Annotated in this window: 21 protein-coding genes, 1 tRNA gene and 1 pseudogene; 13 read left to right on the plus strand and 10 right to left on the minus strand. The window is 74.4% G+C overall.

All coding sequences use genetic code 11. The features are described from left to right. Nucleotides 1-76: 76 nt before the first annotated feature. Entirely contained in the window at nt 77-580 is a 504-nt protein-coding gene (locus tag ABZ881_RS01975; RefSeq protein WP_358481025.1) for a MarR family transcriptional regulator, read from the plus strand. Next, a complete protein-coding gene (locus ABZ881_RS01980) occupies nt 581-3,157 on the plus strand; it encodes an MFS transporter (RefSeq protein WP_358481027.1) in 2,577 nt (858 codons plus the stop codon). Nucleotides 3,158-3,378: 221 nt separating this feature from the next. Here the strand turns inward: ABZ881_RS01980 and ABZ881_RS01985 are convergent, their stop codons facing one another. After that, nucleotides 3,379-5,184: a gamma-glutamyltransferase gene (locus ABZ881_RS01985; protein WP_358481029.1), complete on the minus strand. Its 1,806-nt coding sequence runs from the start codon at nt 5,182-5,184 to the stop codon at nt 3,379-3,381. Between the two features lie 10 nt (nt 5,185-5,194). Further along, nucleotides 5,195-6,931: a TM0106 family RecB-like putative nuclease gene (locus ABZ881_RS01990; RefSeq protein WP_358481031.1), complete on the minus strand. Its 1,737-nt coding sequence runs from the start codon at nt 6,929-6,931 to the stop codon at nt 5,195-5,197. 159 nt (nt 6,932-7,090) lie between these two features. Between ABZ881_RS01990 and ABZ881_RS01995 the strand changes: the two genes are divergently transcribed. Continuing rightward, entirely contained in the window at nt 7,091-7,978 is an 888-nt protein-coding gene (locus tag ABZ881_RS01995) for a DUF6474 family protein (RefSeq protein WP_358481032.1), read from the plus strand. Nucleotides 7,979-7,985: 7 nt separating this feature from the next. On the opposite strand, the gene ABZ881_RS02000 is transcribed toward ABZ881_RS01995, so the two are convergent. The 3 genes from ABZ881_RS02000 to ABZ881_RS02010 are packed head-to-tail and all read right to left on the minus strand — an operon-like array spanning nt 7,986 to nt 10,590. Continuing rightward, on the minus strand, nt 7,986-9,419 hold the full coding sequence (locus ABZ881_RS02000; RefSeq protein WP_358481033.1) for an NAD(P)/FAD-dependent oxidoreductase: 1,434 nt from the start codon (nt 9,417-9,419) through the stop codon (nt 7,986-7,988). A gap of 31 nt (nt 9,420-9,450) precedes the next feature. Further along, nucleotides 9,451-10,113: an NAD(P)H-binding protein gene (locus tag ABZ881_RS02005; protein WP_358481035.1), complete on the minus strand. Its 663-nt coding sequence runs from the start codon at nt 10,111-10,113 to the stop codon at nt 9,451-9,453. Nucleotides 10,114-10,137: 24 nt separating this feature from the next. Beyond that, nucleotides 10,138-10,590 carry a DUF4442 domain-containing protein gene (locus ABZ881_RS02010; protein WP_358481036.1) on the minus strand — a complete coding sequence of 151 codons (453 nt, stop codon included), beginning with the start codon at nt 10,588-10,590 and terminating at the stop codon, nt 10,138-10,140. Nucleotides 10,591-10,823: 233 nt separating this feature from the next. Between ABZ881_RS02010 and ABZ881_RS02015 the strand changes: the two genes are divergently transcribed. The 3 genes from ABZ881_RS02015 to ABZ881_RS02025 all read left to right on the plus strand — a co-directional run bounded on the left by ABZ881_RS02015 (nt 10,824) and on the right by ABZ881_RS02025 (nt 13,791). Then, complete coding sequence (locus tag ABZ881_RS02015; RefSeq protein ID WP_358481039.1) at nt 10,824-11,852, plus strand: NAD(P)-dependent alcohol dehydrogenase; 1,029 nt, start codon at nt 10,824-10,826, stop codon at nt 11,850-11,852. An 80-nt stretch (nt 11,853-11,932) separates the two neighbouring features. After that, the gene (locus ABZ881_RS02020; RefSeq protein ID WP_344024077.1) at nt 11,933-13,000 is read left to right on the plus strand and encodes an amidohydrolase family protein; all 1,068 of its coding nucleotides are present in this window, start codon (nt 11,933-11,935) and stop codon (nt 12,998-13,000) included. Continuing rightward, nucleotides 13,000-13,791, plus strand: a complete 792-nt coding sequence (locus ABZ881_RS02025) for an iron-sulfur cluster assembly protein (protein ID WP_358481041.1) — start codon at nt 13,000-13,002, stop codon at nt 13,789-13,791. The genes ABZ881_RS02020 and ABZ881_RS02025 overlap by 1 nt, the downstream gene beginning before the upstream one ends. A 93-nt stretch (nt 13,792-13,884) precedes the next feature. Here the strand turns inward: ABZ881_RS02025 and ABZ881_RS02030 are convergent, their stop codons facing one another. From ABZ881_RS02030 to ABZ881_RS02045, 4 genes are all read right to left on the minus strand, one after another. Beyond that, entirely contained in the window at nt 13,885-14,688 is an 804-nt protein-coding gene (locus ABZ881_RS02030; RefSeq protein WP_358481043.1) for a class I SAM-dependent methyltransferase, read from the minus strand. Then, nucleotides 14,685-15,155, minus strand: coding sequence for a TfoX/Sxy family protein (locus ABZ881_RS02035; RefSeq protein ID WP_358481045.1), 471 nt, complete (start codon nt 15,153-15,155; stop codon nt 14,685-14,687). The genes ABZ881_RS02030 and ABZ881_RS02035 overlap by 4 nt, the downstream gene beginning before the upstream one ends. A 52-nt stretch (nt 15,156-15,207) precedes the next feature. Further along, a complete protein-coding gene (locus tag ABZ881_RS02040; RefSeq protein ID WP_358481047.1) occupies nt 15,208-16,362 on the minus strand; it encodes a 5-methyltetrahydropteroyltriglutamate--homocysteine S-methyltransferase in 1,155 nt (384 codons plus the stop codon). Nucleotides 16,363-16,461: 99 nt separating this feature from the next. Next, nucleotides 16,462-17,244, minus strand: a complete 783-nt coding sequence (locus ABZ881_RS02045) for an IclR family transcriptional regulator C-terminal domain-containing protein (protein ID WP_344024062.1) — start codon at nt 17,242-17,244, stop codon at nt 16,462-16,464. Nucleotides 17,245-17,295: 51 nt separating this feature from the next. On the opposite strand from ABZ881_RS02045, the gene ABZ881_RS02050 reads away from it, so the two are divergent. Then, nucleotides 17,296-17,922 (plus strand): uridine kinase, encoded by a 627-nt coding sequence (locus ABZ881_RS02050; RefSeq protein WP_358481049.1) that lies wholly within the window; start codon nt 17,296-17,298, stop codon nt 17,920-17,922. Between the two features lie 151 nt (nt 17,923-18,073). Here the strand turns inward: ABZ881_RS02050 and ABZ881_RS02055 are convergent. Beyond that, nucleotides 18,074-18,156, minus strand: a tRNA-Leu gene (locus tag ABZ881_RS02055). 219 nt (nt 18,157-18,375) lie between these two features. Here ABZ881_RS02055 and ABZ881_RS02060 point away from each other — a divergent pair. The 6 genes and pseudogenes from ABZ881_RS02060 to ABZ881_RS02085 all read left to right on the plus strand — a co-directional run. Beyond that, complete coding sequence (locus tag ABZ881_RS02060) at nt 18,376-19,698, plus strand: DUF3662 and FHA domain-containing protein (protein WP_358481050.1); 1,323 nt, start codon at nt 18,376-18,378, stop codon at nt 19,696-19,698. A 111-nt stretch (nt 19,699-19,809) separates the two neighbouring features. Then, entirely contained in the window at nt 19,810-20,280 is a 471-nt protein-coding gene (locus ABZ881_RS02065) for an FHA domain-containing protein (protein ID WP_344024056.1), read from the plus strand. 137 nt (nt 20,281-20,417) lie between these two features. Continuing rightward, nucleotides 20,418-21,767 carry a PP2C family serine/threonine-protein phosphatase gene (locus tag ABZ881_RS02070; RefSeq protein ID WP_358481052.1) on the plus strand — a complete coding sequence of 450 codons (1,350 nt, stop codon included), beginning with the start codon at nt 20,418-20,420 and terminating at the stop codon, nt 21,765-21,767. Between the two features lie 62 nt (nt 21,768-21,829). After that, nucleotides 21,830-23,251 carry an FtsW/RodA/SpoVE family cell cycle protein gene (locus tag ABZ881_RS02075; RefSeq protein ID WP_358481110.1) on the plus strand — a complete coding sequence of 474 codons (1,422 nt, stop codon included), beginning with the start codon at nt 21,830-21,832 and terminating at the stop codon, nt 23,249-23,251. After that, nucleotides 23,248-24,717, plus strand: coding sequence for a penicillin-binding protein 2 (locus tag ABZ881_RS02080; protein WP_358481054.1), 1,470 nt, complete (start codon nt 23,248-23,250; stop codon nt 24,715-24,717). Before ABZ881_RS02075 ends, ABZ881_RS02080 begins: the two co-directional genes overlap by 4 nt. Before the next feature lie 58 nt (nt 24,718-24,775). Then, nucleotides 24,776-25,600, plus strand: a pseudogene (locus ABZ881_RS02085) (serine/threonine-protein kinase); the annotation flags it as partial. Nucleotides 25,601-26,155: the final 555 nt, after the last annotated feature.

A 26,155-nucleotide genomic window follows, 5' to 3' on the forward strand; every position in this document is an offset into this window, starting at 1 on the left:
GTTGCGTTGTGCAATGCCGGAGCGGATAGTTGCGCGGGTCAACTAGTTGCGTGATACATGCAAGTGGAGAGCTGCGATGTCCACCGCTGCACCCGCCTCCCGGGATCCGGCCACCACACCGGAAACGGGGGATCCCGACCTGGCGCTCGCCGACACCGTCGTCCGCCAGCTGTTCCTGCTCACCCGGCAGGTGAAGCGGTCGGCCGAGCGGCACCGCCCCGAGATGATCGTCGACATGGCCGGCTACCACCTGCTGGCCCACCTGCGCTTCGGCGGGCCGCAACGGGCCGTCGAGGTCGCGGCGACGCTGCACTCCGATCCGTCGACCATCAGCCGCCAGGTCACCGCACTGGTGAAGGCCGGGCTGGTGGAGCGCCGCGCCGACCCGGGCGACGGACGGGCGTCCCTGCTCGCCGCCACCGACGAGGGCTTCCGCGTGATCGAGACCGAGCGACGCCGCCGGGCCCGGGTCATCGCCGAGGTGCTCGCCGGGTGGGACGCCCCCGACCGCGAGGCGCTGACCGGCCTGCTCGGCCGGTTCCTCGACGACTACCAGACCTTCGAAGCACGGGAGTCCTGAATGTCCACAGCCGCCGCCGCGTCCCGCGCGGACGGGGAGCTGACACACCGCCAGATCCTCACCGTCCTCGGCGGGCTGATGCTGGGCATGTTCCTGGCCGCCCTGGACCAGACGGTCGTCTCGACCGCCATCCGCACCATCGCCGACGACCTGCAGGGCCTGTCCATGCAGGCCTGGGCCACCACCGCGTTCCTGATCACCAGCACGATCACGACGCCGCTCTACGGCAAGCTGTCCGACATCTTCGGCCGCAAGCCGCTGTTCATGACCGCGATCTCGATCTTCCTGATCGGCTCGGTCGCCTGCACCCTGGCCTGGTCGATGTACTCGCTCGCCGCGTTCCGGGCGCTGCAGGGACTCGGCGCGGGCGGCCTGATGTCGCTGGCGCTGACCATCCTGGGTGACATCGTCCCGCCCCGGGAACGGGCCCGCTACCAGGGCTACTTCCTGGCCGTGTTCGGCACGTCCAGCGTGATCGGACCGGTCGTCGGCGGGTTGCTGTCCGGGGTGGACACCATCCTGGGGATCGACGGCTGGCGGTGGATCTTCCTGGTCAACGTCCCGATCGGGCTGATCGCGCTGGTCGTCGTGCAGCGGGTGCTCAACGTCCCGCACGTGCCGCGACCGGCCCGGATCGACTGGCCCGGCGCGCTCGCGCTGACCCTGTGCCTGGTGCCGCTGCTGATCGTCGCCGAGCAGGGCCGCGAGTGGGGCTGGGGCTCCCCGACGTCGATCGTCTACTACGTCGTCGGCGTGATCGGGCTGGGCCTGTTCCTGCTCGCCGAGCGGACCTACGGCGACGCGGCGCTGCTGCCGCTGCGACTGTTCCGGACCGGCATCTTCTCGCTGGCCAGCGTGATCAACCTGCTGATCGGCATGGCGATGTTCGGCGGGATCGCGCTGCTCCCGCAGTTCCTGCAGATCGTGCACGGCGCGACGCCGATCGAGGCCGGCCTGATGATGCTGCCGCTGATGGGCGGGATCATGGTCGCCTCGATCACCTCCGGCCAGCTGACCTCGCGCACCGGCCGCTACAAGATCTTCCCGGTGCTCGGCACCGCGTTCATGACGATCGCGATGCTGCTGCTCTGGCGGACGGTCAGCCCGCAGATCCCGATCTGGCAGCTCGACCTGACGATGGCGCTGCTCGGCCTCGGCCTCGGCCTGTGCATGCAGACCCTGGTGCTGGCGGTGCAGAACGCGATGCCCGCCCGCGACATGGGCGTCACCACCTCGTCGGTCACCTTCTTCCGGCAGATGGGCGGCACGCTGGGCACCGCGGTGTTCCTGTCCGTGGTGTTCTCGACCGCGGGCGACCGGATCGGCGACGCCATCCGGTCCGCGCTGGGCACCGGGACGTTCCGGGCCGCGCTCACCGATCCCGCGGTCGTCGCCGATCCGGCGAACCGCGCCGTCGTCGACGGGCTGACCGGCGGGCAGCCGGGCGGGCTCAGCGCAGCGGTGCTGAGCGACTCGTCGTTCCTGCAGCAGATCGACCCGCGACTGGCCGCGCCGTTCCAGGAGGGCTTCACCAGCTCGATGACGCTCGCGTTCCTGATCGCCGGCTGCGTCGCGGCGGCCGCGTTCGTGCTGGTGCTGTTCCTGCGCGAGCTGCCGCTGCGGACGATGTCCGGCGCCCAGGCGGCCCGGGCCGAGGCCGAGGCGGACGCCGCCGTGCCCACCGGCGAGATCTCCGCCGTGGCACCGGCACCGGCGCCCGCCGGCCGGAGCCCCCGGCACGAACGGGAGGACCCGTCCCCGGCCATCGCCGGCCGCGTGACACACACCGGTGCGGGCGGCCCGGCCACCGTGACCGCGCTGCGGCTGTCCGGCGAGCAGATCGGCCGGACCCGGACCGACGACGACGGCCACTACCGGCTCGCGCTCGACGACTCCGGCCGGGTACTGGTCGTCGTCGCCGCCGGGACGCTGCCGCCGCACGCCGCGACGGTCACGACCGGGCCGGGAACCGTCGTCCGGCACGACGTGCGGCTCACCGCCGGGAGCGGGATCGGGGGCACCGTGCTGGACCCGTCCGGCACCGGGGTCGCCCGGGTGACGGTCTCGCTGATCGACCGCGACGGCGACGTCGTCACCGCGGCCGAGTCCGCCGACTCCGGCCGGTACACGCTCAACGCGGTGCCACCGGGGCACTACGTCCTGGCCGCGGCCGGGGAGAGCGTCGATCCGGTGGCGATCGGGCTGGACGTCCCGGCGGACGGAGGCGTGACGCAGGACGTGCGACTGCCCGAGCGCGCCCGGCTGACCGGGCGGGTGACCGCGGCCCCGGACGGCATGCCGGTGACGCAGGCCATCGCGACCCTGATCGACTCCGACGGGGCGGTCGTCGGGTCCCGGCTCTCCGAGGCCGACGGCACGTTCACCTTCGAGGGCCTGGCCCCGGGCAGCTACACGCTCGCGACCAGCGGGTACCCGCCGGTGGCCGCCGTCGTGTCGTTGGAGCCGGGCCGGGTCACGCACTCCGACGTCGCGTTCCCGCCGCCACTGGGGGACGCAGTCGGGCGCAACGGCAAGGGACGGCACGTCGGGGAGCGGCCGCCGGAGGGGGCCCGGTAGCGCCGGCCGGTTCCGCCCGGCTTCGCACCCCTGCCTCTGCGTCGCACCCGCTGGAACAGGTGCGAGGCCGAGGCAGAGGTGCGAGGTCGCGGGCCGGAGGTGCGGCGCACCCGGGGTACGAGCACGCACCACCACGGGTCACGCGCGACCACGAGCTCACGTGAGCACGCGCGAGCACACGACAGTCGCAGCCGACGACCGCGAGGCTCCGCGGCGCCGGGCTACAGCGCGATCGCCGCCGCCACCCCGGACCGGGGATCGGCGGCGGCGTGCAGCGCCCCCGCCCCTCCCCCGCCGGGCAGCACCGCGCCCCGGCCGACCGCACACATCCGGCCCAGCTCCCAGGGGCCCGCGTCGTCCACCAGATGCCCGCGCCGGGACAGCTCGGCCAGGGTGGCGGCGCCGAGCCGGGACTCCACGACCAGGCCGTGCGCCCCCCAGCCGCGCGGTGCGAACGAGCCGGGGAACGCCGTGGAGTGCCAGGCCGGCGCGTCGATCGCGGCCTGCAGGTCCAGTCCGCCGTGGATCATCGCGAGCAGGAAGCACAGCTGCCACTGGTCCTGCTGGTCGCCGCCGGGCGTGCCGAACGCCGCGGCCGGCTCGCCGTCGCGGAAGGCCAGCGACGGGCTGAGCGTGGTCCGCGGCATCCGGCCGGGGACCAGCGAGCTGGGCAGGCCCTCCTCCAGCCAGAACATCTGCCCGCGGGTGCCGAGGCAGAAGCCGAGCGCCGGCACGGTCGGCGAGGACTGCAACCAGCCGCCGGACGGCGTCACCGAGACCATGTTCCCGGCGGCGTCGACGACGTCGACGTGCACGGTGTCCCCGCGGGTGACGCCCTGCCTGCCGACCGTCGGCTCACCCGAGCCGGGGCCGTCGGTGCCGGTCGACCGGCCGGCGCCCGGGGTGGCCGGGTAGTCCCCGATCCGCGGTTCCCGCCCGCCGGGCGAGCCGGGGCGCAGCGTGCCGTCGGAGACCGGGCCGATCAGGGCGCGCCGGGCGTCGGTGTAGCCGTCGGAGAGCAACTCGTCGAGCGGCACCGGCGCCGAGTCACCGTACCAGGCCTCCCGGTCGGCGAACGCCAGCTTCGCCGCCTCGGCCGCGACGTGCACGGTCTCCGCGGTCGCCACCCCACCCGGCAGCTCCAGGTCCACACCGGACAGCAGGCGCAGCTGCTGCAGCAGCACCGGGCCCTGCGACCACGCCGCGCACTTGGCGACCGACCAGCCGTTCCCGGCGTCGGCGACGACCGCGGGCTCGTAGTGCGACGACCACGACGCCAGGTCGTCGGCGGTCAGCAGTCCAGCGTGGTCGCAGCCGGTCTCGTCGCGGACCGGGGTGCGGACGAAGCGGTCGATCTCCTCGGCGACGAAGCCGCGGTACCAGGCGTCGCGGGCGGCGTCGATCCGCGCCTCGCGGGACGGGCCGGTCGCCGCGTCGAGCAGCCGCCGCCAGGTCGCGGCCAGCGCGGGCAGCCGCACGATCTCGCCCGGCCCGGGGATCCGGCCGTCCGGCAGCCAGGTCGCGGCCGTTCCCGGCCAGTGCGCGGTGACGTGCTCGGCGACCGCGGCCAGCACCTGCGGGACCCGCGGGAGCAGCGGGAACCCGGACGCGGCGTAGCCCAGCGCCGGCTCCAGCACATCGGCGAGCTCCCAGGTGCCGTGATCGCGCAGCAGGGTCAGCCAGCCGTGCCACGCGCCCGGCACGGTCGCCGGGAGCAGGCCGGTTCCGGGGACGATCTCGCACCCCTCGGCGCGCAACCGCTCCGGTGTCGCGGCGGCCGGGGCGACGCCCTGGGCGCACAGCACCGTCGGGGTCGGGTCGGCCGCGGTGACGAACACGGCGGGCAGCTCGCCGCCGGGCCCGCAGAGGTGCGGCTCGACCACCTGCAGGACGAAGCCGCAGGCGGCGGCCGCGTCGAAGGCGTTGCCACCGCGGGCGAGCACGGACGCCGCCGCGGCGGTGCCCAGATGGTGGGTGCTGCTGACCGCTCCGCGCGGCCCGATCCGGTCGTACGTACGGGGTGCCACGCCCGCATCCTCACACGGCGGGCGGCGCCAGCTCGCTCACCAGGGGGACCTCCAGCACCCGGTCCGACGACATCCACTCCCGCAGCACCTGCGTGGCCAGCACGTCGTCGGTGTTGTACCGGAGCAGCCGCTCGCGCTGCACCGGATCGGGCTCGCCGCCCTCCAGCGCGACGGCGTCCCGGTACCAGCGCATCGAGTTCTCGCCGCCGGCCTCCGGATCGCGCCACCCGAACCCGGCGGCGGGCGCGATCTTCTTCAGGCCCTTGCCGTGCGCGCACAGGAACCAGCGCGACACCACGCCGTAGAGATCCACCCAGGACGGGTCGGAGATGAACTCGCGCACCGCCCGCTCGGTCGGCACGCCGGGCATCCCGGCGAACCGCTGCGCCGAGGACAGCATCCAGCGGTTCTCGGCCTGCTCGTTGTAGCAGTACGCGGCGAACGACCGGCCCGACCCGGCCGTGATCGCCCGGATCCCGGACAGCCAGGTCCAGAACTCGCCGAACGAGCGCCCCTCGTCGGGGGTGGGGAGCGGCTCCCAGGTGGCGAACGCCCGGTACCCCGGCTCGGGATCGCCGTCGCGCAGGCCGCCCGGGTAGGACAGCAGCACCCCCCACAGGTAGGCGCCGGACTCGCCGAAGCTCTCCATGTCGATGTCGATCTCGACGTCGCCGCGCGGGACCGGCACCCGCGGCACCCGGCGGGCGACCGCGAGCCCCTGGCCCCGGGCCCTGGCCAGCGCCACCAGGTCGGTGAACGGCGGCCCGGGCAGCGGCACGGCGAGCGCGGCGGGCGGCGCGGCCGGGTCGAGCGCCGCCAGGTCGGCGACCGTGCTCACCCCCGCCCCGCGCAGCAGCCGCGCCGTCTCCCCGTGCGCGACCAGGCTCACGTCGTCGACGGCCGCCAGCTCGGCCTCGCAGGTCGGCCACCACGGGCAGCGGCGGCACTCGGTGATCCGGGACGGCGCGGCCAGCGCGGGCCCACCGGCGGCGGCGGACCGGGCCACCGCGGACCGGTCGGCGAACCGGACGTCGTACTCGTCGAGGGTGTGCCGCCCGCCCGGCCAGTGACCGGCCCGCAGGTCGTGCCACACGACGACGTCGGCATCCAGCCCGATCACCCCGCCCAGCCGGGGCGCCGACTCCGGCGGCGCCCAGCCCGCCGCCTCCAGCAGCCGGGTGAGCTGGGCGAGCGCGAGCAGGTCGCGCGGCTGGGAGCGGACCTTGCGGTCCGGGTCGTGCCGGGCGCGCTGCGGCCACGGATCGGTGACGGCGGTGGTGCGGGCGCCCTCGCCCGGATCGGTGATCCGGCGGCGGACCACCAGCACCGGGACGTAGCCGCCGCCGGGCACCCGGACCAGCAGCTCGGCGCCGCCGCGCCGATCGCCGTCGAGCGGCAGGACCGCCCCCCAGATCATCGCCGCCCCGGCCGCGACCAGCTCGGCGGTGCGCGCGGCGCGCGCGGCCCGGGCGCCGCCCTCCCCGGGCTCCGGCCCGGCCGCGCCCGAGGGCCAGGCGCTCGCCCAGTCGGCCCCCCACACCTCGGCCAGCAGCTCGCCGATCCGCACCCGGTGCGCCGCCGCGTCCGCCCGGCGCTGCTCGATCGCCGGATCGGGCAGCGCGCGGGGCGCACCGGCGGCGGCCGGGTCGTGATCCAGGTGCACCCGCCTGCGGCACCCGCTGAGCGCCGCCGCGTCCAGCAGGACGCGTGGCGCGGTACGGGATCCGGTCGGGGTGCTCACGGACATCGAGGGTAGAGACCACCCCCGACACTTCCGACGAGTGCCGATCGGCCACCGGTCAGGTCACTCGCCGGTGTCGGGCCTGCGCGCCCGGTGGCGCGGGCCCTAGGCTGCGGCGACGATAATGCCGATCACGTGCGGTCGACCGGACCTGGAGGACACGACATGGGACTGCTGCGCAGGAAGCCGAGCGCGGGCGAGCGGGCCGCCGCGGCGACCAGGGAGGCGGCGGTCGACGCGTCGGAGTGGGTCCAGGACGCGGCCGGGAGCACCCGGGACGCGGCCGACCGGGCGACCGAGAAGCTGCACCGCAGGGCCGCGAAGGCGCGCCGCCGGGCGGAGGCCGCGGGCCGCCGGGCCGACAAGGCCGGGCGCCGGGCCGCCCGCACCACCCGCCGGGCCCTCGGCAAGGGCGGCGACCGGGTCGCCTCGGCCGCGCAGGGCCTGCTCAGCGAGGCCGACCTGAAGGCCCGCTCGGCGGACCGCAAGGTCACCAGGGCCGCCGCGAAGGCCGACGCGAGCGCCCGCAAGGCCGAGGCGAAGGCGTCGCTCACCGCGGAGAAGGGCCGGCTCAAGAGCGAGGCACGGGCCGCGAAGCAGGCCGAGCGCGAGCGCGTCGCCCGCGAGTGGAACGCCAAGAAGGTCCAGCGCTACCTGGGCATCGCCAAGCTCCTGGCGCCGCTGCTGGCGCCGTACGCGATGGCGGCCGCCGGATCGCTGCGGCACCGGCTCGACGACCAGCGCTCGCGCCGGCTCGGGGTCTCCCCGGACGAGCTGGGCGGCTACTCCGGGCCGGGCGGCAAGCTGCACGCGCGGCTGTCCCGGATCTCGCGCACCATCACCGAGCTGCGCGAGGACGGCACCACCGAGTCCGACGCCGCGGCGAAGCGGTTCGCCGACGAGACCGAGCCGCGGCTGCACGATCTCGCGGCCGCCGTCCGGGCGGCGGAGAACATGCCGGTCGCCCGCCGCAAGGCTGCCTACCGCACGATCTCCCGCGACCTGGACCGGATCGAGGTCGAGCTGCTGGACCACCTGGGCGTGCGGTCCTGATCGCCGCTCAGCCCGCCCGGTAGGCCTCCAGCAGCCGCAGCCAGACCTCGCTGACGGTCGGGAACGCGGGCACGGCGTGCCACAGCCGCCGCAGCGGGACCTCGCCGACCACGGCGACGGTCGCGGCGTGCAGCAGATCGGCGACGCCGGGCCCGACGAAGGTGAGGCCGGCCAGCACCTCCCGCTCGGTGTCGACGACGGCGACCACCCGGCCGGACCAGCCGTCCGCGGTGAGCGACGACCCGGCCACCGCGATCTCCATGTCGATCACCCGGACCGGCAGCCCGGCGGCGCGGGCGGCGTCGGCGGTCCGGCCGACCCAGGCCACCTCGGGATCGGTGAACACCACCTGCGGGACGGCCGCGTGGTCGGCGGTGGCGGCGTCCTCACCCCACGGCCCGGCGTCCAGCGGCCGGCCCCCGGCGCGGGCGGCGATCGCGTGCGCGGCGATCCGGGCCTGGTACTTGCCCTGGTGGGTGAGCGGTGCCCGGCCGTTGACGTCGCCGACCGCGTAGAGCCAGTCGCCGCCGCCCTCGACCAGTCCGGAGTCGTCGACCGGGACGGCGCCCCGGTCGGTGGTGCGCACCCCGACCGAGTCCAGCCCGAGATCGCCGGACGCCGGACGCCGGCCGGTCACCACCAGCAGCCGGTCCACCTCGACGACGTCCCCGCCGCCGTGCAGCCGGACCGCGTCGGTGCCCGGGCCGGAGCCGCGGCCGGCCGGCTCGACCGAGTCCAGGCCGGTACCGGTCCGCAGGTCGACGCCTGCCTCGCGCAGCCCGTCGGCTACCCGCTCGGAGGCGACCGGCTCGGCGTTCGGCAGCACCCGCGGGCCGTGCTGGAACAGGGTGACCCGGGAGCCGAGCCGGGCGAAGGCCAGCGCCAGCTCGCAGCCGACGACGCCGCCGCCGAGCACCCCGAGCCGGTCCGGGATCTCCTTCGCCGAGGTCGCCCCGCGGGACCCCCAGAACGGCACCGAGTCGAGCCCGCGGACCGTCGGCGTGACCGGGACGCTCCCGGTGGCCAGCACGACGGCGCGCCGCGCGGTGACCGGGGTGAGCGCCCCGTCGTGCCCGGTGACCTGCACCTGCCGCTCCCCGGTGAGCCGCCCGCGGCCGCGCAGCACCACCACACCGGCGCCCCGGGCCCACTCCTCCTGCCCGGAGTCGTCCCAGTTGCCGGTGAAGTACGTGCGCCGCTCCAGCACCGCGGCCGGATCGAACTCGGCGGTGACCCCCGGCAGCCGGCGGGCGTCGGCGACCGCCTGCGGGGTGCGCAGCAGCGCCTTCGACGGGATGCACGCCCAGTACGAGCACTCGCCGCCGATCAGCTCGTCCTCCACCAGGGCGGCGGACAGGCCGGCGGCGGCCGCGTAGCCTGCGGCGTTCTCCCCGACCGGACCCGCCCCGATCACGACGACGTCGTACTCGTGCTCGCTCATGGCCCCAGCATTCCCGCCCGGGCCGGATTTCTCACCCGCCCAGCGCCGCCACCGCGTCGGCCACCGCGATGTCACCCGAGCGCAGCTCCAGGGTGGACCCGATCGTGTGATCGGCGGTGAGCAGCGCGGCCAGCACGGCCGCGGTGTCGTCGCGGGTGATCTCGCCCCGGTCCAGCGGCGGCGGCACCAGCTGCACCTTCCCGGTGCCCGGGTCGTCGGTGAGCCGGTGCGGGCGCAGGACCGTGGCGGCCAGCCTGCCGTCGGCCCGCACGGCCTCCTCGGCGGCCTTCTTCGCCCGGATGTAGGCGGCCCACACCTCGCCGAGCCCCGGATCCGGCTCGGCGTCCGCCCCGGTCGAGGAGACCAGCAGGTACCGGCGGATCCCGGCGGTCGCGGCGGCGTCGGCGAGCAGCGTCGCACCGTTCCGGTCGACGGTCTCCTTGCGCGCCGCGGTGCTGCCCGGCCCGGCCCCGGCGGCGAACACGACCGCGTCGGCCCCGGTGAGGTGCCCGGCGAGCTCGGCGGCGCCGGTCGACTCCAGGTCGGCGAGCACGCCGCTCGCCCCGGTGGCGCGCACGTCGTCCAGGTGGTCGGGATTGCGCACGATCGAGCGCACCGTGTGCCCCTGCCCGGCGAGCAGGGTGGACAGCCGCAGCGCGATCTGTCCGTGTCCTCCGGCGATGACCACATCCATGACGACGACGCTAGCCGCCCGGCGCTACCGGTGCGGCTTGAGCGTCCAGACGATCGTCATCGCACCGGTCTGCACGCCGTCCGCGTCGGTGATCGTGACGTCCACGGTGAACTCCGGACGGGTCCCGGCGTCCAGCTCGGCGAGCACCTCACCCGCCGGACGGGTCAGCACGGCCTCGGCCCGCAGGTCGCCCCTGGCGAGCTTGAGGTAGCGGATCTCGGACCGGACGACCAGCGGGACGGCCCGGTCACCGGCCGCCGCGAAGGCAGCCAGCCCGACCGCGCCGGACGCCGTCTCGCCGAGCCCGAACATCACCGCGGCGTGCGGACCGCCGACGTGGTTGTGCTGGTCCGCACGGTCGGGGAGGAAGGCCTCCACCCGATCGGTGCTGATCCGGCCGAAGGAGATCCCGGCGGTGGACACCCACGGGACCGCCTGCGTCATCGCGTCGGCCACCCAGCTCACGTCGTCTGCCATGCCCGCATGCTACTCACGGGTAACCAACCGCGAAAGCGGACCGTTTTGTCTGAATTATCGACCAGCGAGAAGGGACCCTCTTGTCCGCGGTCCGCGGCGGGGTTCTGATCGCTGTGACGGGTGGCACAGAGACCGCGGTCACCGACCGCCGCCGACGGGCCACGACAGGAACGCCGCGTAGTCCCACCACATCCGACGCGCAGCGACGCGCGTCCGACCCAGGAGGTACCCGAGTGAAAGCCGTGCGGGTGCACGCGTACCAGCAGGACCCCCAGATCGACGACATCCCGGAACCCAAGATCCAGGGCCCCCTGGACGTCATCGTGAAGATCGGCGGGGCCGGTGTCTGCCGCACCGACCTGCACATCGTCAACGGCGACTGGGCCGATATCCAGAACCCTGACCTGCCCTACGTGATCGGCCACGAGAACGCCGGCTGGGTGCACGCCGTCGGCGACGCCGTCACCAACGTGAAGGTCGGCGACACCGTCATCCTGCACCCGCAGCCGTCCTGCGGGCTCTGCCTGGCCTGCCGGTCCGGGCGGGACATGCAGTGCACCGGTGACGCGTTCTTCCCCGGCCTGTCCAGCAACGACGGCGGCATGGCCGAGTACCTGCGCACCTCGGCGCGGGCCTGCGTGAAGCTCGACCCGAACACCAACCCGGCCGACGTCGCCGCGCTCGCCGACGCGGGCATCACCGCCTACCACGCGGTGCGCAAGTCGGTGCCGTTCCTCTACCCGGGCACCACCGCCGTCGTGCAGGGCGCGGGCGGGCTGGGACACATCGGAATCCAGGCGCTCGCCGCACTGACCGCCACGAAGATCATCGTGGTGGACAAGAACCCGGCCGCGCTGGAGCTGGCCAAGAAGATCGGCGCCGACGAGACCGTGGTCGCCGACGGCAACCACGTCGAGGCCGTCCAGGAGCTCACCGGCGGCGGCGCTACCGTCACCTTCGACTTCGTCGCCGAGGAGGGCGCCGAACTCGACGCCTGGGCGATGACCGGCCCGGCCGGCTACAACTTCGTCCTCGGCTACGGCGGCGAGTTCAAGGCCCCCACCCTCGACTTCGTCGCGGGCGAGAAGAACGTGATCGGCAACATCGTCGGCACCTACAACGACCTCGCCGAGCTGATGGTCCTGGCGCAGGCCGGGAAGGTCACCCTGCACACCGTGCAGTACAAGCTCGACCAGGCGATCGACGCGCTGCACGACCTGGACGCGGGCAAGGTCCGCGGCCGGGCGATCCTCGTCCCCTAGCCCCGGTTCACACGTACGTACACGACGAACGTCTTTCCTGACCACCACCGAACGGCGACGACGCCGGCGCAGGAGGAACCATGTACGAGAAGGATGGCGAGAAGTACTTCGTCGTCGACTCCCACTGCCACTTCTGGGACGCCTCCCGGGAGAACTGGCGCGAGGGTCGCGAGCAGTACGCCAAGGGCTGGATCGACTGCTTCTACGGCTACCACCAGCTGGGCCCGCCGGAGACCCACTGGGACTGGGAGAAGTACCTCAAGGTCTCGGTCGACGACTTCGAGCGGGACATGTTCGTCGAGGGCCACGTCGACTACGCGATCTTCCAGTCGACGTACCTGAAGGAGTGGTACACGAAGGGCTTCAACACCACCGAGCAGAACTCGGCGCTGCTGGAGCGGTTCGGTGACAAGGTCATCGTCAACGGGCGGTTCGACCCGCGCGAGGGCGACGAGGGCCTCAAGCAGCTCGAGGCCGACGCGAAGAAGTTCAACCTCAAGGGCGTGAAGCTCTACACCGCGGAGTGGAACGGCGACTCCCGCGGCTACAAGCTGACCGATCCCGAGGCGTACCGGTTCCTGCAGGCCGCGCAGGAGCTCGGGATCAAGAACATCCACGTGCACAAGGGCCCGACGATCTGGCCGCTGGACAAGGACGCGTTCGACGTCGCCGACGTCGACCACGCCGCGACCGACTTCCAGGGCCTCAACTTCATCGTCGAGCACGTCGGGCTGCCGCGCATCGAGGACTTCTGCTTCATGGCGGTGCAGGAGCCGAACGTCTACGCCGGCCTCTCGGTCGTCATCGGCGGCCTGATGCACGCCCGCCCGAAGTTCTTCGCCAAGGTGATGGGCGAGCTGCTGTTCTGGGTCGGCGAGGACAAGATGACCTTCGGCGGCGACTACAACATCTGGACGCCGAAGTGGCAGGTCGAGGGTTTCGTCGACTGGCAGATGCCCGACGACGACCAGTTCGCCGACTACCCGCGGCTCACCACCGACAGCAAGAAGAAGATCCTCGGCCTGAACGCCGCGAAGCTCTACGACATCCCGGTCCCGGCCGGGCTGGAGCTGCCGGACACCTCGGCCGACGAGGCGATGGCGCCGGGCGAGGAGCTCGTCGACAACAAGGCCGGGGCTCAGGCGTAATGGCTGGCGGACCTGCTGAGACCCTCGACGACACGGGCGCCGTCACCGGCACCGCCGGCGTCGTCGACCGGCAGGCCGTGTGGTCCGCGCTGGGGACGGTGCTCGATCCGGAGCTGGACGAGCCCATCACGGATCTCGACTTCGTCGAGTCCTGCACCGTCTCGCCCGACGGTCACGGCGGCAGCGTCGTGACCGTCGGGCTCCGGCTGCCGACGTTCTTCTGCGCGCCGAACTTCTCGTTCCTGATGGTCGCCGACGCCTACGACGCGGTCACGGCCGTCCCGGGAGTGAGCAGGGCGCAGGTGACGCTGGCGGACCACCACGCCTCCGACGAGATCAACGGCGGGGTCGCGGCGCACGCCGGTTTCGTGAAGTCGTTCGAGGGCTCGATCAACGGCGAGGCCGCTGCCGAGCTCGACGAGCTGCGGCACACGTTCCTGGCCAAGGCCGCGCTGGCCGGCCAGGACCGGGTGGCCCGGCCGCTGGTCGACGCCGGCCGCACCCCTGAGGAGCTGGCCGCGCTCACCCTCGGCGAGCTCGCCGGGACCGAGGCCGACACCGACGAGCTCACCCGGATGCGGCGCCGCCGGGAGACCATCGGCCTCCCGGCCGCCGACGACGCCCCACTGCTGGTGCACTCCGACGGGTCACCGGTGACGGTCGAACAGGTCCCACTCCACCTGCGCCGGGCGCGGTTGCAGCGGGTCGGGATCGAGACCAACGGGGAGTACTGCAAGTCGCTACTCAAGATTCGTTACACGGATCGGGCCCCGGCCGCCGCCGGGAGCTGAGCGGAACCGGACCCTGCCGGGACCGCCGACCACGTGGGCCGTGCCCCGCCGCCGGGGGCACGGCCCACGTGCGTGCCGGGCCCGGGGTGAGGCTCAGCCAGGGGTGGCGTCGAGCACCCGGACGGTGTCGACCAGCCGGTACCCCTCCCCCACCCGGAACGGCTCCAGCGCGGCCAGCAGCGCGTCGCGCACGGCACCCGGCCCGGCCGACCGGGCGGCGTGCCTGCCCGGTCCGGACGCCAGCACCCCGGCGACCAGGTCGTCCGGGTCGGGATGGTCGGTCGGCACCCGGACGACGGCGATCCCCCGCACGACCAGCCCGGCCGTCCCGGCGATCTTCGCCAGCCGCTCCGGGTCGGTCAGCGGCGGCGCCCCGCTACCGCTGCGGTCGGTTCCCGGGCGGACGACCGCGGCGGCACCGCCCGCCCCGGGGCCCGGTCCCGCACCGGCGCGCGGCGGGTCCTGCCGCGGGGCCGGGGCCACCGCGGTCAGCGGGGCCAGTGCCACGCCGATCACGGCCGCGTCGCACTCGTCCGGCGTGCCCCAGACGCTGGCCCGCACCGCACCACCAGGGGCGCACACCCGCCCGGCCTCGCGCAGCGCCAGCACCGGGTTCGTCAGGTGCTCCAGCACCTGGACCAGGGTGACCAGGTCGAAAGCGTCGTCGTCGAACGGGAGCTCGTGCGCGTCGCCGGGACGCAGGTCCGCGGCCGTTGCGGCCCGCTCCGCCATCGCCAGGGCTCCGCGCTCGACGTCCACGCCGGACACGGTGAGCCCGGCCGCGAGCCCGGCCACCAGCAGCTCACCGGCACCGCAGCCGACGTCGAGCAGCCGGGCACCGGGCGCGGCCCCGGCCAGTACGCGCTCGTGCAGGGGGGACGCGGTGGTCTCGGTCACGCTCGGACCGTAGCGGGCCTCGGCGGCCGGCCGCCGTCGACAGGGCCAGGAGCACGGCGGCCAGCGCCGCGCCGCGCAGCAGGTTCCCGCCGAGCTGGGACAGCGGGGCCAGCCCGATCAGGTAGACCGGCAGCAGCAGCGCGAGCAGGGCACCCGACGCCCTCGGCCACCCAGTCCGCGAGCTCGGGGCCGTCCAGGTCGTCCGGATCGGGCTCGCCGACCACCCGCAGCCAGCCGGTGAGCTCGCGGCCGTTCATCACCATCGGCGACGCCCGGGGCCTCCCCAGCAGCTCACCGGAGCGCCGTGGATCGACCCGCACCATCAGCCCGCCGGATCCGGAGACGGCCACCGCCATGTGCCCGCCGACCACGAACGCGAGCCCACCGAACTTCCGCCGCTCGGCCACCCGGGGCTCCGCGGCCAGGCCGGCGCGGATCCGGGCGGCGAGCCCCTCGTCGTAGGCCATGGCCGGAGTATGGTCCGGACCACCGACAGCGGACCGGATCAGCGGGCCGGGATCAGCGGCCCCAGACCTGCTCGGCGACCGAGACGATCAGCTCCAGCTTGCGCTTCTGGTCGTCCACGGTGAGCGCATTGCCCTCCACGGTGGAGGAGAAGCCGCACTGCGGGGACAGGCACAGCTGCTCCAGCGGGACGTACTTCGCCGCCTGCTCGATCCGCTGCACGAGCTCGCCGGCGTCCTCCAGCTCACCGGTCTTGGTGGTGACCAGGCCGAGCACGACCTTCTTGCCCGGCGGGACGAACCGCAGCGGCTCGAAGCCGCCGGAGCGCTCGTCGTCGAACTCGCAGAAGAAGCCGTCCACGGTCAGCTCACCGAACAGCGCCTCGGCGACGTGGTCGTAGCCACCCTCGGCCGCCCAGGACGACCGGTAGTTACCCCGGCACATGTGCGTGGTGACCTGCAGGTCGGCCGGCCGGTCGGCGATCGCGGCGTTGATCTGGCGGATGTAGCGCAGGTGCTGGGTCTGCGGGTCGTCGCCCTTCGCGGCGAGCTCGGCCCGGTGGTTCGGGTCGTTGAGGTAGGCCAGCGCGGTGTCGTCGAGCTGCAGGTAGCGGCAGCCGCGCTCGTACACCGCGGACAGCTGGTCGGCGTAGGCCGCCGACAGGTCCGCCCAGAACGCCTCGACCCCGTCGTCGCCGGGATAGACGTCCTGGTCGATGACCGCCCGCCCGCCACGCGCGTAGACCATGCTGGGCGAGGGGATGGTGAGCTTCGGCGTCGCGGTGGTGACCTGCGACGCGAGGTGGTCGAACGCCGTCGCGAAGATCGGCTCGGCGAGGTGCACCCGGCCGTCGACGGCCATCCCGGCGGAGGTGAAGTTGTTCTCCCCGGAGGAGTTGCGCATCTTCACCTCGACCCGGCCGTCGGTCTTGGTGATGCCGCCGAGCGCGTAGATGAAGTCCATGTGCCACGAGGTGCGGCGGAACTCGCCGTCGGTCGCGGAGCGCAGCCCGACCGACTCCTGCAGGGCGACCACGTCGGTGATCGCGGCGTCCTCGGCGGCGCGCAGGCCGGCGTCGTCGAGCGTGCCCGCGGCGTGCTGCTCGCGCGCCGCCAGCAGCTCCGGCGGGCGGAGCAGGCTGCCGACGTGGTCGGCCCGGAACGGCGCGGTGTCGGTGGGTGCCTGCGAGGACTGCGCTGTCTCCGTCATGCCGGCGAACGTATCGCCGGGTGCGCATGCCCGCCGACCCGACTTCCGGAATATGGAAGCCCGGTCGACGGGCCGGGACCGGCCGGGCCGCGGCCCGGTTCAGCCGGACGCCGCCACCCCCGGCGCGGCGGCGAGGTGCCGGGCGAGCGGCCCGGCGGCCTCGCGCACCGCCTGCTCCAGCTCCCAGCGCCGCCCCGCGAAGTCCGCCCGGCTGACCAGCACGGCCAGCGCCGCGGCCCGCTCCGCCGGTACCGCGACCGCCAGCCCGGCGCGCCCGCGGGCGTGCTCCTCCACCTCGACCGCGACCCCGGCCGAGCGCACCCGCAGCAGCTCCCGGTCGAGCAGCCTGCGGTCGACCAGCGTGTGCGGGGTCAGCGGGGCGAGCGGCCCCGGGCCGAGCACCTCGGCGAGCCGGCCCGGCTCCAGCCCGGCGAGCAGCACCTTGCCCGGCGCGGTCGCGTGCGCGGGCAGCGGCTCCCCCGGCATCGCGCCGGGCCCGGGATGGGCGGCGCAGGTCTCGGTGTGCGCGACCACGACGTCGTCGGACCGCAGCACGGTGAGCACCGCCGCCGCGCCGATCCGGGTGTGCAGCTCGGCGAGGATCTCCCGGGCCGGTTCGGGCGGCGCGATCCGGTCGGTGATGCCGCGGTACAGCCCGACCACCCGGTAGCCCAGCCCGTAGCCGCGGGCCGCGTGCAGCCGGACCAGGTAGCCCTCCTCGACCAGCGTCCCGAGCAGCCGGTACGTCGTCGGCAGCGGCAGCTCCAGGCGGCGGGCGAGTGCCTTGGCAGTCACCCCGTCGCCGGCCTCCGCGACGGCCTCCATCACCCGAAGCGCGCGGCGCAGCGCCACCCCGGCCGCGGTGGAGGACTCGGAGACCACCGGCCTAGTCTCGCCGCCGGGACCGATCGGCACCAGCGACCGGGAGGACGAGTGGCGGGTGGCTTCCGCCCGGTGGACCGGACCGGGCTCGCCGGGTTCCTGGCGGACCGGCTCACCGACCGTCCCGGACGGCTGCGGGTGCTCCTCGACGGTCCGCCGCCGGCCGGTCCGCTCCCGCTGGCCCGCGCCGTCGCCGAGCTGCTGCGCGCCCGCGGCCGCGACGCGCTCGCCGTGGACGCCGACGACTTCCTCCGCCCGGCCTCGCTCCGGCTCGAACGTGGCCGCACGGACACCGGCATGTTCCTGGACGGCTGGCTGGACGAGCCGGCGCTGCGCCGCGAGGTGCTCGGGCCGGGCGGCCCGGACGGCTCGGGCCGGGTGCTGCCGCGGCTGCGGGACCGGGTGCGGGACCGCGCGTTCCGCGCGGAGCCGGTGCCGCTGGGCGACGGCGGCGTCGTGCTGCTGGCCGGCGGGCGGCTGCTCGGCCGCGGCCTGCCCGCCGAGCTGACCGTGCACCTGCGGATGGGCCGGGCGGCGCTGGAGCGGCGGCTGGGTCCCGACGACGCGTGGACGGCACCCGCCTACGCCCGCTACGACGACGAGGCCGACCCGGGCGGGCAGGCGGACGTGCTCGTGATGGCCGATCATCCGGACCGCCCGGCGCTGCGGGACGCCTGACCGGCGCACGGCGGCGCCCGGCCGGACGGGCCGCGGCGACGCAGTGTGGAGCCTGGACCGGACGGAACCGGATCGGGTGAGCTGCGATACCGATCGCGCGATGGCGATCGTGACGCCCGGGGAGGAAGATCTCCACCAGGAGGTGAAAGTGTGGGCGAGGAGGGAGTTGAACCCTCACGTCCTTTCGGACACACGGACCTGAACCGTGCGCGTCTGCCATTCCGCCACTCGCCCTGAGCGACGAGGGAAAGTTAGCACCCCGTCCGGACGGGCCGTGCAGGGGGGTCCGCGCGGGGATCCGCGGATGCGCCGCGCAACCGGCAGGGGTACATCGGAGGGAGGACCGCGGGGACGCCCGCGACCGGTTCGGTCGGGCGCCGCCGGGTCCTCCGGTTAGCACAGATACGATCGGCGACACATCACCGACACGCCGATGCGGACGGAGGAGATCATTTGGGCCGCGTGGATCGCTTCGAGCGCCGTCTTCAGGGGTTCGTGGGCGATGCGTTCGCGCGGGTCTTCGGAGGCAGCGTCGTCCCACAGGAAGTCGCACAGGCGCTGCTGAGGGAAGCCGAGGACAACGTGGAGCAGCTCGCCGGGGGTCGCCTGCTGGCACCCAACCGGTTCACGGTGCTGCTCAGCCCCAGCGATCTCGACCGGATGGCTGGCGACGAGGACGGGGTCATCCGATCCCTGTCGTCGCACGTGGCGAAAGAACTCACCGACCAGGGATGGGACACCTACGGTGAGGTCGTAGTCTTTCTGGAGCGCTCCGAGGCGCTGCACACGGGACAGTTCCGCACCCGCTCCGCTGTCGACCCCGACGCTTCCCGTCGGGCCGCCACCAGAGCACGCACCGCAGGAGAAGCACCCATGAGCCAGCAACCGGGCCACCCCGAGGACAACGGGCAGTACGGATACGACCGGGGCGCCCCCGGCGGATACGGCCAGCAGACCTACGCGCCTCCGGGGTACGACCAGGAGCAGGGTCAGCAGGGCGGCGCCCAGTACGGCCAGCAGCAGGGCGGGTACGACCAGTACGGCCAGCAGGGCTACGGCCAGCCCCCGCAGCAGGGGTACGACCAGTACCAGCAGCAGGGTGGCGGGCAGTACGGTCAGCAGCAGGGCGGGTACGACCAGTACGGCCAGCCCGGCTACCCCCAGCAGGGCGGCTACCCGCAGCAGGGCGGGTACGCCGACCCGAACCAGGGCTACGGCGGCGGCTACCCGCAGCAGCAGCCCGGCTACCCGCAGCAGGGCTACGAGCAGGGTTACGACGGCTACGGCCAGCCCCAGGGCGGCTACGGCCAGCCGCAGGGCTACGCCCAGCCCGGCTACCCCCAGCAGGGCGGCTACGACCAGGGCTACGACGGCGGCTACGGCCAGCCGGGGTACGGCCAGCAGCCCGGCTACCCGCAGCAGGGCGGCTACGACCAGGGCTACGACGGCGGCTACCCGGCCCAGGGCGGCTGGGGCGCCCCGCAGCAGCTGACCGCGATGCTGATCCTGGACGACGGGTCGAACCGCAACTACCAGCTGACCGAGGGCACCCACGTCATCGGGCGCGGCCAGGACTCCAACTTCCGACTGCCGGACACCGGGGTCTCCCGCAGGCACCTGGAGGTCACCTGGGACGGCCAGGTCGCGACCCTCAACGACCTGGGCTCCACCAACGGCACCACGGTCAACAACTCGCCGGTCCAGTCCTGCCAGCTGACCGACGGCGACGTCGTCCGCGTCGGGCACTCCAGCCTGGTCTTCCGGACCCAGGGCTGAGCGCCCCGCGAGGGCACGTCAGACTGGACGACGGACGGCATCGGCCGCCCGCCCGGCGTTGATCCGGGCGGGCGGTCCGTGCGATAACCGCGAGAAGGGCGAACGGGCGAAGTGCCGGAACTGGTGCTGCAGCTGACCAGAGGTGGCTTCCTGGCTCTCCTCTGGCTGTTCGTGCTGCTCGCGCTGCAGGTGGTCCGTTCGGACCTGTACGCGGCGTCCGGCCTCAAGGCCGCGGTCCCCGGGCGGGGCGGTGGCCGGGGCGGCCGGGTCCGCGGCACCGGCCGCGGCAAGGTCGCCCGCCAGCTGCTGGTCACCCAGGGCCCGCTGGCCGGCAGCCGGATCACCCTGGACTCGCGGCCGATCCTGATCGGCCGCGCCGATGACTCCACGCTCAAGCTGGACGACGACTACGCCTCGACCCGGCACGCCCGCATCTCCCAGCAGGGGGACGACTGGTACGTCGAGGATCTCGGGTCGACGAACGGCACGTATCTGGAGCGGGCTAAGGTCTCCGGGCCCACCCGGGTCCCCCTGGGGACGCCGGTCCGCATCGGCAAGACGGTGATCGAGCTCCGATCGTGACGCGCTCGGACTGCAGATGAGCGAACGACCATGACGAAACCGCCGCGACCCCCCGCTCCCCCGGTGCCGCGGCCGCTCGACCGGTCCCGCGGCGCGGGATCGCCCCGACGTGCCCCGACCGAAGCCGGAGCCGCCCCGTGACACTGGTTCTGCGCTACTCGGCCCGCAGCGACCGCGGACTCGTCCGGCAGAACAACCAGGACGCCGTCTACGCCGGCCCACGGTTGCTCGCGCTCGCGGACGGCATGGGCGGGCACGCCGCCGGCGAGGTCGCCTCCTCGCTGGTGATATCCGCGCTCGCCCCGCTCGACGACGACGTGCCCGGCGACGACCTGCTCGCCGATCTGCGCGACGCCACCCACGACGGGAACGACGCGATCTCCCGGCACGTCGCCGAGGCCCCCGACCTGGAGGGCATGGGCACCACGCTGACCGCGATCCTGTTCGCCGGGTCGCGGCTGGGCATGGTGCACGTCGGCGACTCGCGCTGCTACCAGCTGCGCGGCGGCGAGTTCGCCCAGATCACCAAGGACGACACCTTCGTCCAGTCGCTGATCGACGAGGGCCGGATCACCGAGGAGGAGGCGCACACGCACCCGCAGCGCTCGCTGCTGCTGCGCGCCATCACCGGCCAGGACGTCGAGCCCTCGCTGTCGATCCGCGAGGCCCGCGCCGGGGACCGGTTCCTGCTCTGCTCGGACGGCCTGTCCGGGCCGGTCAGCGACGAGACCCTGAAGCAGACCCTCGAGGACTACCCGGATCCGCGCGAGTGCGCCGACCGGCTGATCGAGCTCGCGCTGCGCGGTGGCGGGCCGGACAACATCACGTGCATCGTGGCGGACGTGGTGGACGTGGACTACGCCGACGACGCGCCGATCATCGGCGGCTCGGCCGGTCGCAACCCGCGCGCGGGCGACGGCGACTACCAGCGCGACGAGCGGGTGCCGCACTCCTCCGCGCAGCGCGCCGCGGCGACGACGCTGCCCCGGACCGAGCCGGTCCGGCTGGAGCCTGCCCGCACCGAGGAGCCGCGCCGCCGCCGCGGGCTGCGGACCGTGCTGGCGCTGCTGGCGGTGCTCGCCGTGCTGGTCGCGGGCCTGTTCATCGCCCGGGCGATGGTGATGCAGCAGTACTACGTCGCCGTCGACCAGGGCCAGGTCGCCATCTATCAGGGCGTGCGCGGGAACGTGCTGGGCGTGCCGCTGCAGCGGGTCGCGGAGCGCTCGGACATCGCGCTCGACGACCTGCCGCAGCCGGTGCGCAGCCAGATCGCCGACGGCATCCTGTCCGACGACGGCGAGGCCGGCGCGCGGGAGACCGTGGACCGGCTGCGCGAGCGGATGCTGCCGCTCTGCTCGACGCTCAACCCGCCGCCCGCACCGGTGGTCGTCGCGCCGCCCCCCGAGCCGGGGGCCCCGCCGGTGACCACCACACCGTTGCCGACCGTGACCCCCGAGCCGGGCCGGAACTGCCGGCTCGACGGCTGATGGCCAGGGAGGGCTCCGTCGTGGAGCCGACCACCCCGACCGGCCGCGGGATCGAGCTGCTCATGCTCGGCCTGGCCGCGGTGCTGACGACCGGCGCGCTGGTGCTCGTCGAGGCCAACCAGGAGCAGTCGCTCACCACCGACCTGCTGTTCGTCGGGCTCGCCTACCTGGTGCTGTTCGCGCTCGCCCATCTCGCGGTGCGCTGGCTCGCCCCGTACGCCGATCCGCTGATCCTGCCCTCGGTCGCGCTGCTCAACGGCATCGGCCTGGTCATGATCCACCGGCTGGACCTGGCCCGGGCGGCCCGCGCCGAGCTGCTCGGCCGGGACGCCCCGTCCGGGCTGATCGGCGCGCAGATGACCTGGACGGTCGCCGGGCTGAGCCTGTTCGCGCTGGTCCTGTTCTTCCTGCGCGACCACCGCACGCTGGCCCGCTACGGCTACACCGCCGGGTTCGTCGGCCTGGTGCTGCTCGCGCTGCCGGGCATGCTCCCGTCGTCGATCTCCGAGGTCAACGGTGCGAAGCTGTGGATCCGCATCCCGGGCGGCCCCGGCATCCAGCCGGGCGAGTTCGCCAAGATCCTGCTGCTGATCTTCTTCGCGGCCTACCTGGTGCAGAAGCGGAACCTGCTCTCCACCGCGGGCCGCCGGTTCCTCGGCATGGAGCTGCCCCGCGCCCGGGACTTGGCGCCGCTGCTCGCCGCATGGGGGCTGTCGGTCGGCGTGCTGGTGTTCCAGCGCGATCTGGGCAGCTCGCTGCTGATCTTCGGACTGGTGCTGGTCCTGCTCTACACCGCCACCGAGCGGATCTCCTGGATGGTCATCGGGCTGTCCGCGTTCGCCGTCGGTGCGGCCATCGCGTACCAGCTGTTCGGCCACGTCCGGGTGCGCGTGCAGATCTGGCTGGACCCGTTCGCCGACTACGAGGGGGGCGGGTTCCAGCTGGCCCAGGCGCTGTTCGGGCTCGGGACCGGCGGGGTCGGCGGGACCGGGCTGGGCGCGGGTCGACCGGATCTGGTGCCGTTCGCCGAGTCCGACTTCATCTTCTCCTCGCTGGGCGAGGAGCTGGGCCTGATCGGGCTGGCCGCGATCCTGATCGTCTACCTGGTGCTGATCACCCGCGGCCTGCGCACCGCGCTGGCGGTGCGCGACTCCTACGGCAAGCTGCTGGCGACCGGCCTGTCGTTCTCGATCGCGCTGCAGATCTTCGTGGTGATCGGCGGGGTGACCAAGCTGATCCCGCTGACCGGCCTGACCCTGCCGTTCCTGTCCTACGGCGGGTCGTCGCTGCTGGCGAACTACGCTCTGGTGGCGATCCTGCTGCGCATCTCGCACGTCGCCAGGGCGCCGCTGCCCAAGCGGCCCGCGCAGCCGCGCGCCCCGATCGCCGAGGCCAGCACCGAGCTCGTCCGGCGGCCCGGCGGCAGCGGAGGCGGGAACGGAACCAGCCCGACCCCCGCGTCCCCGGAGAGGAACGACCCGTGAACCGCCCGGTCCGCCGCGTCGCCCTCGCCGTGATGGTGATGATCGTCGCGCTGCTCGCGAACATCACCTACGTGCAGGTGGTGATGGCCGGCCAGTACCGCGACGACCCGCGCAACCAGCGCTCGCAGATCGACGAGTACTCGCGCCAGCGCGGCCAGATCACCGCGGGCAGCGAGGTGCTCGCGCAGAGCGTCGAGTCCGGCGGCCGGCTGCGCTACGCCCGCGAGTACCCGGCGGGCCCGGCGTTCGCCCCGATCACCGGCTTCCTCTCGACGGTGTACGGCAAGGGCGCCCTGGAGCGCTCCGCCGACGAGGTGCTCAACGGCACCGATGACCGGCTGTTCGTCCGCCGGATGTCGGACCTGATCACCGGCCGGGACCCGGCCGGCGGGAACGTCGTCACCACGATCGACCCGGACGTCCAGCGGGTCGCCTACGACCGGCTGAACGACCAGGGGTTCACCGGCGCCGTCGTCGCGCTGGAGCCGCAGACCGGGGAGATCATCGCGATGGCGTCCACGCCGTCGGACGACCCGAACCGGCTCGCCGCCGCCGACGCCGACGAGCAACAGGCCGCCTGGCGCGAGTACAACAACGCCGACCCGAACCCGCTGACCAACCGTGCGATCAACGAGATCGAGCCGCCCGGGTCGACGTTCAAGCTGATCACCACCGCGGCCGCCCTGCAGAACGGCTACACCCCGGAGAGCCGGCTGACCGCGGCCCGCAACATCCAGCTGGCGGACTCGACGACGACGCTGGAGAACTACAACGGCTCGGCCTGCGGCAGCGGTGAGACCGCCTCGCTGGCCGAGGCGCTGGCCCGCTCCTGCAACACCGCGTTCGCCCAGCTCGGCGAGGAGCTCGGCGCCGACGCGCTGCGCGCCCAGGCCGAGGCGTTCGGGATCGGCGGGTCGAACCTGCAGATCCCGATGCCGGTGACCGCCTCGCAGGTCGGGCCGATGGAGGACACGCCGTCCACCCAGCAGTCCGCGATCGGCCAGCGCGACGTCCGGCTGACCCCGATGCAGCTGGCGATGATCGGCGCCTCGATCGCGAACGGCGGCCAGACGATGGCGCCGTACCTGATCCGGGAGATCCAGAGCCAGTCGCTGGACGCCGTCGACACCACCGAGCCGGACCGGCTGGCCCGCGCGGTGCCCGCCGACGTCGCCCGGACGCTGACCGACCTGATGATCGGCTCGGAGGACCGGACGCAGGGTGGCGGCAAGATCACCGGCGTGCAGATCGCCTCCAAGACGGGCACCGCCGAGCACGGCACCGACCCGAAGAACACCCCGCCGCACGCCTGGTACGTGGCGTTCGCCCCGGCCGAGAACCCGCGGGTCGCGGTCGCCGTGCTGGTGGAGAACGGCGGCAACCGGGCGCAGGAGGCGACCGGCGGCTCGATCGCCGCGCCGATCGGCCGGGCCGTGATCGCCGAAGCCCTGCGGGATGCCCAGTGAGCCCGGGTCGCGCCGGGCGCCCGGCACGGCGCAGGCCCCCGGCGGCGCCGTGAGCGCGCTGGCAGCCGGACAGCTGATCTCCGATCGGTACCAGCTGGACCGGCGGATCGCGGTCGGCGGGATGGGCGAGGTCTGGGAGGCCTCGGACACCCGGCTGGGCCGCAGCGTGGCCGTCAAGGTGCTGAAGTCCGACCTGTCCGACGACCCGGAGTTCCTGCACCGGTTCCGGATCGAGGCCCGCACGGTCGCCTCGCTCGACCACGGCGGCATCGCGTCGGTGCACGACTACGGCGAGGACGACGCCCCCGGCGGCGGGCGGACCGCCTACCTGGTGATGGAACTCGTCCGCGGCGAGCCGCTGTCGACCCGGATCGGCCGCGGGCCGATCCCGGCGGACGAGGCGCTCGACATCCTGGAGCAGGCCGCCCGCGCGCTGCACGCCGCGCACGAGCGCGGCTTCGTGCACCGCGACGTCAAGCCCGGCAACATCCTGCTGCGCACCGACGGCATCGTGAAGCTCACCGACTTCGGCATCGCGAAGGCCGCCGACGCCGTCCCGGTCACCCGGTCCGGCATGGTCATGGGCACCGCCCACTACATCGCGCCGGAGCAGGCGTCCGGCGAGGAGGCCGGCCCGTCCGGGGACGTCTACTCGCTCGGCGTCGTCGGGTACGAGTGCCTCGCCGGGGTCCGTCCGTTCCGCGCGGAGAGCGCCGTCGCGGTGGCCATGATGCAGGTCCGCGACGAGCCGCCGCCGCTGCCCGGCGAGATCCCCGAGCGGGTCCGCGAGCTGATCGCGTCGGTGCTGGTCAAGGACCCCACCGAGCGCTATGCCGACGGCGCCGAGTTCGCCGACGCGGTCGCCGCGGTGCGCCGCGGGCACCGGCCGCCGCCGGCCGGCATCCCGGCACCCGCCGGGGACGCCCCCGGGTTCCGCCGGGACGACGAGCAGCACGATCCGGCGCCCCGGCACGGCAGGCGCGAGCCCGGCCCGGACAGCGGCCGGGGGCCCCGCTCGCCGCGGCACGGCATCGACCGGGACCCGGGTGCCGCCGCCGAGCGGGACCGGCCGGCCGGCCGGTCCCGGTCCGGTCCGGCCCACCCCGCTCAGGCCGGCTCGGGTCAGACCGGCTCGGGTCAGGCCGGCTCGGGTCAGACCGGCTCGGCTCAGGCCGCCTCCGCTCAGGCCCAGGCGGGGCAGCCGCCGTCCGGGCCGCAGCAGCGCCCGGTCACCGACCCGTCGGCCCGCCCGCCCGGACCGCCCTCCGGTCCGCAGCAGCGGCCCGGCTCCGGGCCGCTGCCGGTGCCGCCGCCCGCCCAGCCCGGCTCGCCGCCGTACGGGGCGCCGGTCCGCGGGCCGCAGCACGCGGTGCGGCCGGCCGGTCCCGGCCGGCCGGGGTACCCGGGGCACGAGCAGCCGGGCCGGCCGGGCCCGGCG

The sequence above is a fragment of the Pseudonocardia sp. NPDC046786 genome (assembly GCF_040645415.1).
Taxonomy (GTDB): Bacteria; Actinomycetota; Actinomycetes; order Mycobacteriales; family Pseudonocardiaceae; genus Pseudonocardia; species Pseudonocardia kongjuensis.